The organism is Flavobacterium sp. 120, assembly GCF_003633605.1.
Taxonomy (GTDB): Bacteria; Bacteroidota; Bacteroidia; order Flavobacteriales; family Flavobacteriaceae; genus Flavobacterium; species Flavobacterium algoritolerans.
In genome coordinates, this window is record NZ_RBKZ01000001.1 from 2,142,895 (window position 1) to 2,155,393 (window position 12,499).

The 12,499-nt window shown below is 34.6% G+C and carries 15 protein-coding genes; 13 read left to right on the top strand and 2 right to left on the bottom strand.

Annotated features, from left to right (window positions below; genetic code table 11):
• Positions 1–85: 85 nt before the first annotated feature.
• From C8C87_RS09175 to C8C87_RS09200, 6 genes are all read left to right on the top strand, one after another.
• The gene (locus tag C8C87_RS09175; RefSeq protein WP_121342388.1) at positions 86–1,156 is read left to right on the top strand and encodes a two-component regulator propeller domain-containing protein; all 1,071 of its coding nucleotides are present in this window, start codon (positions 86–88) and stop codon (positions 1,154–1,156) included.
• Between the two features lie 80 nt (positions 1,157–1,236).
• Positions 1,237–2,709, top strand: coding sequence for a serine hydrolase (locus C8C87_RS09180; protein WP_121342389.1), 1,473 nt, complete (start codon positions 1,237–1,239; stop codon positions 2,707–2,709).
• 96 nt (positions 2,710–2,805) lie between these two features.
• Positions 2,806–2,988, top strand: coding sequence for a hypothetical protein (locus C8C87_RS09185; protein WP_121342390.1), 183 nt, complete (start codon positions 2,806–2,808; stop codon positions 2,986–2,988).
• A 162-nt stretch (positions 2,989–3,150) separates the two neighbouring features.
• Positions 3,151–4,212, top strand: a complete 1,062-nt coding sequence (locus C8C87_RS09190) for an MBL fold metallo-hydrolase (RefSeq protein WP_233550022.1) — start codon at positions 3,151–3,153, stop codon at positions 4,210–4,212.
• Positions 4,213–4,270: 58 nt separating this feature from the next.
• Positions 4,271–4,831, top strand: a complete 561-nt coding sequence (locus C8C87_RS09195; protein ID WP_121342392.1) for a TetR/AcrR family transcriptional regulator — start codon at positions 4,271–4,273, stop codon at positions 4,829–4,831.
• Positions 4,832–4,845: 14 nt separating this feature from the next.
• Positions 4,846–5,529, top strand: coding sequence for a 2'-5' RNA ligase family protein (locus C8C87_RS09200; protein WP_121342393.1), 684 nt, complete (start codon positions 4,846–4,848; stop codon positions 5,527–5,529).
• Between the two features lie 50 nt (positions 5,530–5,579).
• On the opposite strand, the gene C8C87_RS09205 is transcribed toward C8C87_RS09200, so the two are convergent.
• The gene (locus C8C87_RS09205; RefSeq protein WP_121342394.1) at positions 5,580–5,960 is read right to left on the bottom strand and encodes a hypothetical protein; all 381 of its coding nucleotides are present in this window, start codon (positions 5,958–5,960) and stop codon (positions 5,580–5,582) included.
• Positions 5,961–6,222: 262 nt separating this feature from the next.
• Between C8C87_RS09205 and C8C87_RS09210 the strand changes: the two genes are divergently transcribed.
• The 5 genes from C8C87_RS09210 to C8C87_RS09230 all read left to right on the top strand — a co-directional run bounded on the left by C8C87_RS09210 (position 6,223) and on the right by C8C87_RS09230 (position 9,873).
• Positions 6,223–6,660, top strand: a complete 438-nt coding sequence (locus tag C8C87_RS09210) for a thioesterase family protein (RefSeq protein ID WP_121342395.1) — start codon at positions 6,223–6,225, stop codon at positions 6,658–6,660.
• Positions 6,661–6,694: 34 nt separating this feature from the next.
• Positions 6,695–7,042 (top strand): nuclear transport factor 2 family protein, encoded by a 348-nt coding sequence (locus tag C8C87_RS09215; protein ID WP_039110543.1) that lies wholly within the window; start codon positions 6,695–6,697, stop codon positions 7,040–7,042.
• Between the two features lie 186 nt (positions 7,043–7,228).
• Positions 7,229–8,239: an aldo/keto reductase gene (locus C8C87_RS09220; RefSeq protein ID WP_121342396.1), complete on the top strand. Its 1,011-nt coding sequence runs from the start codon at positions 7,229–7,231 to the stop codon at positions 8,237–8,239.
• Between the two features lie 69 nt (positions 8,240–8,308).
• Positions 8,309–9,229, top strand: coding sequence for an AraC family transcriptional regulator (locus C8C87_RS09225; protein ID WP_121342397.1), 921 nt, complete (start codon positions 8,309–8,311; stop codon positions 9,227–9,229).
• An 89-nt stretch (positions 9,230–9,318) separates the two neighbouring features.
• Positions 9,319–9,873, top strand: a complete 555-nt coding sequence (locus C8C87_RS09230) for an OB-fold nucleic acid binding domain-containing protein (protein ID WP_121342398.1) — start codon at positions 9,319–9,321, stop codon at positions 9,871–9,873.
• A 13-nt stretch (positions 9,874–9,886) separates the two neighbouring features.
• Here C8C87_RS09230 and C8C87_RS09235 read toward each other — a convergent pair whose 3' ends face one another.
• A complete protein-coding gene (locus C8C87_RS09235) occupies positions 9,887–10,732 on the bottom strand; it encodes a transglutaminase family protein (RefSeq protein WP_121342399.1) in 846 nt (281 codons plus the stop codon).
• Between the two features lie 212 nt (positions 10,733–10,944).
• On the opposite strand from C8C87_RS09235, the gene C8C87_RS09240 reads away from it, so the two are divergent.
• Complete coding sequence (locus C8C87_RS09240; RefSeq protein WP_121342400.1) at positions 10,945–11,634, top strand: aspartate/glutamate racemase family protein; 690 nt, start codon at positions 10,945–10,947, stop codon at positions 11,632–11,634.
• Between the two features lie 56 nt (positions 11,635–11,690).
• Complete coding sequence (locus tag C8C87_RS09245) at positions 11,691–12,491, top strand: NIPSNAP family protein (RefSeq protein WP_121342401.1); 801 nt, start codon at positions 11,691–11,693, stop codon at positions 12,489–12,491.
• Positions 12,492–12,499 lie beyond the last annotated feature (8 nt).

Genomic DNA, 12,499 nt, shown 5'->3' on the forward strand with positions numbered 1-12,499 from the left:
CGCCAAGCGCCAGAACGTTAGCGGTCATTGCAGAGCGACACCCAAACCAACAAATAGATAAAAAACTTCAATACCAATTTGAACAATGAAAAAATATTTCTCACAAGCCCGAGTTTTTAATTTTCTGATACTATTACTTTTTGGCACTGCCTGCAATGGACCCGCTAAAAAAGACGTACCAAAGGAAAAGGGAAGTGAATCAAACATACTATCTGTTGCACATCCTAAACTTATAAAAACCATAGGCTCGCCTAAATATGGCAATGTACAATCTGCGCTGCAGGACAAAGCCGGTAACCTTTGGTTTGGCACCACAGAAAATGGTCTTTATAAATATGACGGAAAATCCTTTACCCAATTTTTAATAACCGATGGTCTAAACAGTAATAATATTAATGCCATTTTGGAAGATAAAGATGGTAAAATTTGGATAGGTACTCCAGCGGGAATTTCTCTTTACGATGGTAAAACATTTACTAAAATCCAGATTTCTTTACGAAAAAACCTGCCTCCCAATAAGTATAAAAAAACGCAGGAGGTATTCAGTATCATGCAGGACAGAAACGGAAAACTATGGTTCGCAACAATTGATGGTGTGTACATCTACGATGGTAAATCTTTTACTCCGTTTATAATTGATGAGGGCGGAGTTGGCTATATGAGCAGTAACAATAATGCTGAATATATTTTAGAAGATAAAGCAGGTAACATTTGGTTTGGTGGACGAGGTAATAAGGGTGTATTTCGTTACGATGGAAAATCTATAACCAATCTTAAACCAAATGGCGACAATTGGGCTTGGCCCGCATTGCAAGACAAGAACGGAAATATTTGGTTCAGCAATTGGAGCGGTGCTTACCGTTATGATGGAAAATCATTTACAAGTTTTACAAAAAGCAATGGCTTGCTAAGTGATTCGGTTATGCGAATTATAGAAGACAAAAACGGAAATATTTGGTTTGGTGGCGGTGGTGGCATTTGCCGTTACGATGGAAATTCTTTCACTTGTTTTACAACAAAAGATGGACTAATCAATCAGGGGATTTGGGCAATTTTGGAAGATAAAACAGGAAATCTTTGGGTAGGTACGAGAGAAACAGGTCTCTACCTTTACGATGGAAAAACATTTATTAATTATTCGGAATATAAACACTAGCTTGTAACGGACAAACAAAATTTGCAACAACAGATAAAAATGAACAAAAATAACATCAATCACTAAAACCAACAATCATCATGAAACAACGTTCTAAGCATTTTGCAGTAAAGACAATCCTAATTGGTCTATTCATCCAGCTAATTACAATACCGGTTTCCTTTGGGCAAACCAAAACAGAACAAATCGATAAGTTAATGAACCTGTATTCAGAATACGGACAATTCAATGGTTCTATCCTTGTCGCTGACGCAGGGAAAGTCATTTATAAAAAGGGATTTGGAATGGCAAACATGGAATGGAATATTCCGAACCAACCGGATACCAAACACCGATTGGGTTCTGTTACCAAACAATTTACCGCCATGTTGATTCTGCAATTAGTTGAGCAAGGGAAATTAAAGTTGGATGCTCCTATCTCAACCTATCTTCCTGATTATCCTAAAGCATTGGGCGATAAAATCACCATTCATCATTTACTGACGCATACCGCTGGAATTCCAAATTATACTTCGTTTCCTAATTTTGTGAAAGATTTAAGTATCAATCCGTACAGCCCGGAAGCATTTGTGAAAAAATTCGCTGACCTACCACTCGAGTTTACACCAGGCGAAAAATTTGCGTACAGCAATTCCGGTTATTTTTTATTGGGTTACATCATAGAGAAAGCTTCCGGTAAAACCTATGAGCAGTTTTTACAAGACAATATTCTTAACCCACTAAAAATGAATAATACTGGATTCGATCATCATGAAACAATTCTGAAAAACAGAGCTTCAGGTTATGAGAAAAACGGTAAAAACTTCAGCAATGCCAGTTATCTTGATTTATCTATTCCTTACGCTGCCGGTTCTTTGTATTCCACTGTAGATGATTTGTATTTATGGGATCAGGCACTTTACACAGAACTGTTACTTTCGAAAAAAAATAAAGAACTTTTATTTACTTCCTATATCTCTGCAGGACCGGGACATTATGGTTACGGATGGTTCATCAATAAGGCTTTCAATGGAGAAAAGAATGAAAGTATTATGGTTATTGAGCATGGCGGTGGAATAAATGGATTCAACACCTTGCTTTCCCGTATTCCGTCTGACAAAAATCTGGTGGTTTTATTAAATAATACGGGCGGTACCAACTTAAACGAGATGAATAAAGCGATTAGAAATATCCTTTACAATAAACCGTACAGTTTACCTAAAAAATCATTGGCTACTGCTTTCGTAGATGTTATTCTGGAAAAAGGAATTGCATCTGGATTAACTTATTTTAAAGAAAATAAAAATTCAAATACCTATGCTATCAATGAAAATGAAATGAATAGCGCAGGATATCAATTATTACAAACCGGAAAAGTAAAAGAAGCAATAGAAGTTTTCAAACTAAATGTAGAAGCGTTTCCGAAGTCAGGAAATGCCTATGACAGTTTAGGAGAAGCCTATTTGAAAAACGGAGATAAAAAGCTTGCGATACTAAATTATAAAAAATCCGTAGAACTGGATCCAAACAATGAAAACGGGAAAAAAGTATTGGAAGAAATATCAAAGTCTTAAAACACTAGACGTATTAAAAAAACCGCACGTATCATGTTTCATTGCAAGCATGACCGTGCGGATAATAATAAAACGTTCATTTAAATCAGTAAGCATATGATTTGGGGAATTGTATTAATTGTATTAGGCTTGGCAACTTTAATCTATATGCGTAAAGATTTTATTACGCAATATGAAACATCAAAGTATTTTTCCAAACATTTGAAACGATGGCAAGGAATTTCTGTTGGAATACTAATTATAGTAATTGGAATTGCAAAAATTATAAATAACCAATAATAAAAACAGCACCAATCAAGCAGATATACCCGCAGATTTGCAAACTATGCTCACAAAAGTGAGCAAACAATATAAAACTATTGCCAATTGAAAAAATAGATTTACATTTACTGACTGATTAGTCAGTAATAGATGTATGTTTATTTAATTCCTTTATTCGTAATGAGTGCATTATCCTATTTAAAACAAGTAAAATTTGGTAAACTGCCTGCAGGCAAAAGATTGGAAAAAATTAAACAATCTCCGAATTATAAAAACGGTTCTTTTCAAAACCAAAGCATCACACCTGACCTGACGGAAGGAGCAAGCTATTATACCGTTGGTAAAGAGTTCTTTTTCGGGCAGCATAAAAATGTTACACCAGTTGACGAAATTCCAACCAAAAAAACAGACCTTTTGAATGTAGACCTGAACGAAAATATTTTGGTTTGGTTTGGGCATTCCTCCTACTACATTCAAATTGACGGAAAACGAATTTTAGTTGATCCCGTTTTAAGTGGCGTTGCTTCTCCGTTTTCATTTTCAACAAAAGCCTTCAAAGGAACGGATCGTTACACAACGGATGATATTCCCGAAATTGACTACCTTTTTATTTCGCACGACCATTGGGATCATTTGGATTACAAAACCATTTTAAAACTAAAGCCCAAAATCAAAAAAATTATCTGCGGTCTTGGCACCGGCGAACACTTTGAGTATTGGGGCTTTGACACCACTAAAATCATTGAAAAAGACTGGAACGAGAAAATAGTTTTGGACGAAGGTTTTACGGCACATACGGTTCCTTCAAGACATTTTTCGGGTCGTGGACTAACTAGAAACAAGGCGCTTTGGACCTCGTATGTTTTACAAACGCCAACCATGCAAATTTTTCTTGGTGGTGATAGTGGCTACGACAAACATTTTGCTGAAATAGGGAAAACGTTTGGTGAATTTGATTTAGCCATTTTAGAAAACGGACAGTACGACAAGAGTTGGAAATACATTCACCTGATGCCAGATGAAATTTTGCAAGCAGCAAAAGACTTAAATGCCAAACGAATTTTCCCCGTCCATTCTTCAAAATTTGCGCTCGGGAATCATCCTTGGTATGAACCTTTGGAATTGATAACCGAAAATAACAAACAAGAAAACCTAAACCTCATCACACCAATGATTGGTGAACAGGTAAATTTAAAAGATACCACACAACAATTTTCCCAATGGTGGAAAGGTGTAAAATAACCCCATCAATTAGTAATGAATATTGCGATTTACCCTTTGCAAAAATAAAATCTGAATAATGGACAAGAGAGAAAAATTACTGGCAGCGGCGCTCAAACTATTTGTTGAGTTTGGCTTTCACGATACACCCACGAGTAAAATTGCAAAAGAAGCAGGCATTGCCAGTGGCACTTTGTTTTACTTTTTCCCAACAAAGGACGAATTAGTCAAAGCCTTATATATTGACATCAAAAGCCGACTGAATGAACACATTTCGGAAATAATTAAAGACGAAAAATCGTTGCAGGGAATCTTGAAAATTTATTATTCGGCAACACTTCATTGGGCACAAAAACACAAGACGGAGTTCCGTTTCATGGAACAATTCAACTCTTCGCCTTACCTGAAACAAATTGCAGAAGACGAAACTCAGAAATACATTAAACCAATTATGGTTATTTTAGAAAATGGAGTAAAGGACAAAATCATAAAGCTGATGGATGTTGAACTCATTTTTACATTAATCTGTGGACACACTTTCAGCGTCAATCAATATTTAGTTGCTAAAGACTTTTCAAAACCCGAACAAGACACTGTTATCAATAACACTTTTGACTTGCTTTGGGACATGATAACATAAAAACAAGCTAACAAATGGATTTAAAACAGCATTATACTGCGCTATACAACGAATCTATTGAAAAGATTGTAACGAACACCTATCAAATTGACAATCAAATCGATTCGCTTTCAGACCGTAGATTTGGCATTACTTTATTAATTCGACCTGACAGTCAAACCAAAAAAAACATACAGGACTTTTTAGACGAACTAAAGCAAATCGATCCGGATCAATATTATTATCCCAGTTCGGATATTCACATCACCGTATTATCAATTATTTCTTGTTACGATGGTTTTGATTTAGCAACAATTTTGATTCCCGATTATATTGCAATTATAGAAAAAAGTCTTGTTGGAATACAGGATATAGCAATTAATTTTCAAGGCGTCACTGCTTCCCCATCGGCTATAATGCTTCAGGGTTTTACCAATTCTAATTCCTTGGATGATTTGAGAAACAACTTAAGAACAAATTTCACGAATTCTGGATTACAGGAAAGTATTGACAAACGCTATTCCATTAATACGGCTCACGCAACTGTAGCACGATTTCGAAAAGAAATAAGTCATACAGAAAAGTTGATTGCAATTTTAGAAAAGTATCGAAATTTTGATTTCGGAAAATTCAAAGTTGAAAAATACCACTTAGTTTATAATGATTGGTATCAACGGGAACAATTTGTCAAAGAATTGCACGAATTTCAGTCCAGTTAAAAAAAGCAGGAAACAAAAGTTTGCCGCAAGTTACATTTGTACACAATCCATTAATTTACTGCCTTAGTAGATTTTCCTACCGTCAAATAAATGTGATTATCAGGATACAGAAATTCAATTTTTGTATGCTGCTGGTTTACTCTCATTTCTACTTGTTCATTTTCATTTTCTAAAGTATAAAACGTGTAATTCTTATCCTGAGGTAAAATACCGGAGTCAACAATTTTATATTTCATTTTCGTAGCCGTGAGGAAGAAAACTACATCGCGCTTTTGAGTGTCTAAGAACACAAAAGAGTATTCATTTCCAGTAATATTACATTCGCCTTGCTTAAAAGGCTGCTCATCTATGCAATACCGCTGCACGTTAAACACTTGTTCTTGAGCATACAAACCACTCGTTAGCAACAACAATACAATTATTTTTTTCATACACATGGTTATTTCTGTTATCCGGAATTAGACAATCCTTTTTTGTTATACAAAAGACACGCCACAATATTTTTTGAGATAAAATAATCTCCAAATAGTCCTTTTACATTTACTTGCTTATCATAAAAAAGCCTTAAAAAGCAATGTTTACCGTAATCAAATTCCGTTTTTATTTGTATTTTCGATTTTCTAAAACCTACCTACTTTCATTGAAATACAATCCTGAAAGTGCCCCTAAATTAATTTTAAAAATAAAACAACAATGACTTCATTTAGCAAAGAATTATCCTTCCGTTGGTCTGATCTTGACCCTAATTTTCATGTCCGACATAGTGCTTATTATGACTTTGGCGCACAGCACCGTATCGAAATTCTGGAAAGCCTTGGATTAACGATGAAGGTGATGCAAGCACAAAGTTTTGGACCTATTCTTTTTAGGGAAGAATGTGTTTTTAGAAAAGAAATAAAAATTTCGGACAAAATTTTCATGCATACCAAAACCTCAAAAGTAAATGCAGATGCTTCTCGTTGGTCTATTGTGCATGAGTTTTTGAATGAAGACAACAAACTTTGCGCAACCATAACCGTTGATGGTGCTTGGATGGATACCAAACTACGAAAACTGGCCTCTCCTACTCCTGAAATTGCGATTGAAGCCTTGAGTATTTTCCCTAAAAGTGACGATTTTGTAAATCTTTAAATAAAAGACAATCCTTTAAATTACGCTGGAAACCATGACAAAAAATAAGCAAACTGTACAAAAATATATGGAAGCCTTTATGGCTAGTGACCATGAAAAAATTTTATCCTGCTTAACTGAAGATGTTACCTGGGAAGTACCCGGAATGTTTCGTTTATCTGGGAAAGAAGCATTTGATAAGGAGATAGAAAATGACAATTTTATTGGTAGTCCAACCATTCAAATTATTAGAATGATCGAAGAAAATAATATTGTAATCGTAGAAGGTGCGGTCCAATCTAAAATGAAAAATGGCGATTTACTGGACGCTGTATTTTGCGATGTTTTCCATATGCAAAGCGAGAAAATAAAACATTTAACATCCTATTTAATGAATAAATGAAACTTAACTTCAATATATAACTCATCCACAATCTCATTTAAATAAGGTTTGTTTTGCGACTGATTTCGTTTTTAAAATCAACTTACCTCATTTTGGATACAACTATAAGAGATTGGGTTACTTTTAAATTTAGTATCGTACGGACATTTGCATTGTTAATTTAAATCCACAATTAAATAAAAAAGTATGAATACTAATAAAAAAATCGAACTGGGAAGTCAAGGACTTTTTGTTCCAAAAGTAGGATTGGGTTGTATGGGAATGACCCAAATTGCAGGAATGGATGTTTATGGAAAAGCTGATCAAACCGAATCTATCGCTACTATCCACCGTTCATTGGAACTAGGATACAACTTCCTGGACACTGCCGATTTATACGGCCCTTTACTAAATGAAAGGCTTGTCGCCAAAGCCATTAAAGGAAACAGAAATCAATATACCATTGCCACAAAATTTGGTTATGAAATTGATGACAAAGAACAACTGACTTGGCAATTCAACGGTACAAAGGATTATGTAAAAAAAGCAGTGGAGCGTTCGCTTAAAAACTTGGGAACTGATTATATTGACTTGTATTACCTGCATCGTTTAGACCCAAACACGCCTATTGAAGAAACTGTCGCGGCAATGGCTGAATTGGTAAAAGAAGGAAAAATTGGTCACATCGGACTTTCAGAAGTTTCATCGCAGACCATAAAAAAAGCCCATACTATTCACCCTTTGACTGCGGTGCAAACAGAATATTCTTTGTTTGAACGTGGCGTAGAAGAAACAGGAATTTTAAAAACACTTCAAGATCTTGGAATCGGGTTTGTGGCTTACTCCCCATTAGGTCGAGGATTTATTTCTGGCGATATCAAAAGCCCTGATGATTTTCCTGATACTGACTTTAGAAAAAGTTTACCCCGTTTTCAAGGCGAACAATTTTACAAAAATATTGCCTTGGTAAATGAAATAAAGACATTGGCTACCGAAAAAGAAATAACACCTTCACAATTAGCCATTGCATGGATTGTTTCAAAAGGTATTTTACCAATTCCGGGAACAAAAAGAGTGAAATATATCGAAGAAAATAATGCTGCTGCCGAAATTAAATTAAGCATTGAAGACCTAAACCGTTTAGAAACCATTATCCCTTTAGGAACTATCACAGGTGCTCGTTATGATGCTGCCAATATGGGGGCTATCGATCAATAAAACAACATTATTCAGTAGGAAAAGCTATCTTTACTATTCACTTTTCCTACTGAATTTATAATTCGCATCATGAAAAAAGAGACCAATTTCCCGTATAGTATCAATTCCATTTCTGAGTTGCATCGTTTATTGCAATTACCTAAACCAAAACACCCTTTGGTTAGTGTCATTAATCTGAATGAAATAAAATGTAATTTTGATGAAAGCATAAAAAGTTTCGTTTATAATTTTTATTCGATTTGTACCAAAAAGGATTTTAAAGGTAAATTGAAATATGGACAAAACTATTATGATTTTGACGAAGGTATAATGACTTTTTTTTCACCGGGTCAGGTAATCTCAACTGTTGTCGATGAAGATATAGCGCTTTCGGGAATATGGTTAGTTGTTCACCCTGATTTTATCCAAAATTACGCTTTGGCAAAAAGCATCAAAGACTATGGATTTTTCTCCTATGCTGTAAATGAAGCATTACATCTTTCGGATAAAGAAGAAGCAATGATTACGGACATTATGCAAAATATTGATGCCGAATATTGTTCTGTAATAGACGGTTTTAGTCAGGATGTTATACTCTCACACATTGAATTATTGCTCAATTATTCCAATCGATTTTATAACAGACAGTTTATTACCCGTAAAAATGCCAGTAATGATTTGTTGAGTAATTTAGAAAAATTGCTTTTGGATTATTTTAATGGCAACAAAGTTCAAGAACTTGGTCTTCCAACTGTTCTATACATTTCAGAGCAATTGAATGTCTCGCCAAATTATTTAAGTGATATGCTCCGATCACTCACCGGACAAAGTACGCAGCAGCACATTCACGATAAGTTAATTGAAAAAGCCAAAGAAATTTTGACCACAACTTCTTTATCCGTTAGTGAAATAGCCTACCAATTGGGCTTTGAATACCCACAGTCTTTTAGCAAATTATTCAAAAGTAAAACCAATGTTTCGCCTTTAGAATTTAGAAGCTCCTTCAATTAAACCTAAAAAATGTATTATTGATAACGCATTGTATTTGTAAAAAGGAATGATACATTTAGCGATTATTACATAGCACGAAAATAAAAAACATGAAAAATTCCATACTAAAAAACAGTATTTTAAGTCTGATTATATTAAGCTTCATATCTTGCTCATCAGGAAAAACAGCTACCGTTAGTGGGAAAGTTTCGGCTATTCAACAAGGGAAAGATGGCTATACCGCGACAATTGAAAATGGAAAAGGACGCATTTATTTTGGAACAATTAGTATTCCCAATTTGAGCAATCCTCAATTATTCAAACAGGCGGAAACTGGAGATACAATAACCGTGAAAGGAGAAGTTTGGAAAATGGGAAAAGAAAAACAAATTACTGTCAGAGAAATATTAGAACTAAAAAAGAAGAACATTGCAGAAGCTAAAATTACCGGAATAGTTCAATCTGTCGAGAAAGGAAAAGATGGCTATACTGCCAAAATAAAAACAACTGAAGGCGTAATTTATTTTGCTGTAATCAGTATTCCAAATCTTGGAAGTCCCGAAAAATACCGTGCATTTAAAACGGGAGAAAAGGTTACTTTGTTTGGAGAAATCTGGAAAATGGGAGACGACAACCGAATCACCGTCAGAAAAATTTTAGATTAAAAAATTCTTAATTTCATTCATAAGAAATCGCTTTGGTATCAAGTTCAGAATTGAAAAGTATAAAATCGGATACAACAGGATGGCATTCAATTTTCATGAACGTACAAGTAACATCCCCGAAATAACTTGCCACAGCCACTTCTGATGCATCTTTACCATTCGCTATTTTTACTAATCCATTAGCAACAGCTAATTTAGTGGGATCAAAAAACAGCCATTGTCCACCAATATACGCTTCAAAACAAGCATGGAAATCCGGTGGATTAAGATTATACGCATAGCCTGTAAAATAGCGTGCCGGTATGTCTAACGCTCTGCATAATGCAATCCCTAAATGAGCAAAGTCTTTACAAACACCCACTTTATTGAGTAATGTATCGCAGGCTGAAGTACTGGAATTAGTAACGCCGGTTTTGTATTCGACAGTATTGAAAATCCATTCGTTTATGGCTTTTGCTTTAGCATATTCATTGGGCAAATATCCAAATTCATTCGTGGCAAATTCCAATAATTTATCCGATTCACAATGCCTGCTTGGAGAAATGAAAGGCAATACTTCGTGATCCAGATTTATAATTGGTATCGATTGCAAAAGCACTTTTTCATCATAAACGGAATAACTGACCTCTACCTCTGCTTCGTAAATTACAGTAAAAAATACGCCTTGCTCCACTTCCATTTTTACAAACCGAGTACCCGAATTTTTCAAAGTAAATTCTTCAAATTTTATGGAAGGAGTAACAATAAGTGTTTCTGAAATGATTTTTTGGTTCGAAGATTTAGCTGCCTGAATATTAAAAATAAAGGTAGTTGGAGAAAAAACTTCGTATGATAATTCACTGTATACTTTAAATCTCATTTTGTAAATATATAGTTTTACAATTAGCACTAAATGAAATTATTAGATTTATTATTGGCTGATTTCCCCTTTTATCAAATTCTTAAATCGGATAGAATCTATTTATGCAATTCCAAAAAAGTGATACTTTTTTTATACTTTTATAAACACAACAAAAATTACGATCGGTTTTGAAAAAAGGATTCTAAATCGACATCCAAAAATAAAAAAAGATGAAAACATTGGGACTTATTGGTGGGATTAGCTGGGTTTCTACTGCTGATTATTATAAACTTATTAATGAAGGAGTAAACGAGAAACTGGGAGGCATCAATTTTGCCAAATGCATAATCCATTCTTTCAATTATGCAGATATTATAAGAAACAATAACAACAATGATTGGGACTCAACATTTATTATGCTCTCAGAAGCCTGTGAAAACCTACAACAAAGTGGTGCTGAAGCTATTGTTTTATGCGCGAATACAATGCATCTTTTAGCTGATAGAATTGAGGAAAAAATGAAGATACCCGTAATTCATATTGCAACCGAAACTACTAAAGAAATAAAAAAATTGAATCTATCCAAAGTAGGGCTTTTGGGAACTAAATTCACAATGGAACTGGATTTTTTTACCTCTAAACTCAGCAATGAAAACATTGAAACGTGTATACCGGAGTCGGAAGACAGAGATTTTATTCAAGATACTATTTACCACGAACTGGGAAAAGGAATCATTAACCCCGATACGAAACAGCGTTACATCAGTATCATCAATAAATTAATAGAAAATGGTGCTGAAGGAATTATTCTGGGTTGCACTGAAATTCCATTATTAATTCAACAAGAGGATATTGCCGTTCCTATTTTCGACACCGCCATAATTCATTCGGCAGCTGCAGTGGCATTTGCTGTAAGCTAAAAATATATTGCTATAATTTTTAACTAAACCAGAATTAAATATAAATCAAATAAAATATGAAAACAGGAAAATTACTATTCCTAGTGGTTATCGCCTTAGCCATTACCAGCTTTAAAACAATAACGTCTGATTCTAAAAACGCAGCGCCATCAAGAGAATTCTACCAAATAAAAACCTATATTTTCAAAACGGAACAACAAGTTGAAACCACTGAAAAGTATTTGAAAGAAGCATTTCTTCCGGGTTTGAAAAAACTTGGAATTAAAAATATTGGTGTGTTCAAACCAAGACCAAATGCTACCGACACGATAAAAAAAGTAATGCTGGTGATTCCATTTTCATCCATGACTCAATTTCTGGGATTGGAAGATAAACTGGCTAAAGACAAAACCTATTTGGCTGCAGGAGCAGCTTATTTAAAAGCTTCCTATAAACAAGCGCCATATTTGCGTATCGAATCTATTTTATTGAAAGCTTTTTCAGATCATCCTATTTTGTCAACTCCCGTTTTGAACAGTCCAAGAGCAAATCGAGTGTATGAATTGAGAAGCTACGAATCAGCAACCGAGGCGATTTATAAAAACAAAGTCGATATGTTTAATGCTGGTGGTGAAGTAAAACTCTTTGACCGCCTTGCCTTTAATGCTGTTTTTTATGGCGAAGTTATTTCGGGAGCCAAAATGCCAAACTTAATGTACATGACCACTTTTGCAGATCAGGAAAGTAGAGATTCGCATTGGAAAGCCTTTGTAGATTCGCCGGAATGGAAAGGATTAATAGCTATGGAAAAATACAAAAACAATATTTCCCATATAGACATTACTTTTTTATACCCAACTGATTATTCCGATTATTAGTTTAACAA

Coding starts and splice junctions, on each gene's coding strand:
- C8C87_RS09175 (WP_121342388.1), top strand. CDS start 86: ATGAAAAAATATTTCTCACAAGCCCGAGTTTTTAATTTTCTGATACTA.
- C8C87_RS09180 (WP_121342389.1), top strand. CDS start 1,237: ATGAAACAACGTTCTAAGCATTTTGCAGTAAAGACAATCCTAATTGGT.
- C8C87_RS09185 (WP_121342390.1), top strand. CDS start 2,806: ATGATTTGGGGAATTGTATTAATTGTATTAGGCTTGGCAACTTTAATC.
- C8C87_RS09190 (WP_233550022.1), top strand. CDS start 3,151: ATGAGTGCATTATCCTATTTAAAACAAGTAAAATTTGGTAAACTGCCT.
- C8C87_RS09195 (WP_121342392.1), top strand. CDS start 4,271: ATGGACAAGAGAGAAAAATTACTGGCAGCGGCGCTCAAACTATTTGTT.
- C8C87_RS09200 (WP_121342393.1), top strand. CDS start 4,846: ATGGATTTAAAACAGCATTATACTGCGCTATACAACGAATCTATTGAA.
- C8C87_RS09205 (WP_121342394.1), bottom strand. CDS start 5,960: ATGAAAAAAATAATTGTATTGTTGTTGCTAACGAGTGGTTTGTATGCT.
- C8C87_RS09210 (WP_121342395.1), top strand. CDS start 6,223: ATGACTTCATTTAGCAAAGAATTATCCTTCCGTTGGTCTGATCTTGAC.
- C8C87_RS09215 (WP_039110543.1), top strand. CDS start 6,695: ATGACAAAAAATAAGCAAACTGTACAAAAATATATGGAAGCCTTTATG.
- C8C87_RS09220 (WP_121342396.1), top strand. CDS start 7,229: ATGAATACTAATAAAAAAATCGAACTGGGAAGTCAAGGACTTTTTGTT.
- C8C87_RS09225 (WP_121342397.1), top strand. CDS start 8,309: ATGAAAAAAGAGACCAATTTCCCGTATAGTATCAATTCCATTTCTGAG.
- C8C87_RS09230 (WP_121342398.1), top strand. CDS start 9,319: ATGAAAAATTCCATACTAAAAAACAGTATTTTAAGTCTGATTATATTA.
- C8C87_RS09235 (WP_121342399.1), bottom strand. CDS start 10,732: ATGAGATTTAAAGTATACAGTGAATTATCATACGAAGTTTTTTCTCCA.
- C8C87_RS09240 (WP_121342400.1), top strand. CDS start 10,945: ATGAAAACATTGGGACTTATTGGTGGGATTAGCTGGGTTTCTACTGCT.
- C8C87_RS09245 (WP_121342401.1), top strand. CDS start 11,691: ATGAAAACAGGAAAATTACTATTCCTAGTGGTTATCGCCTTAGCCATT.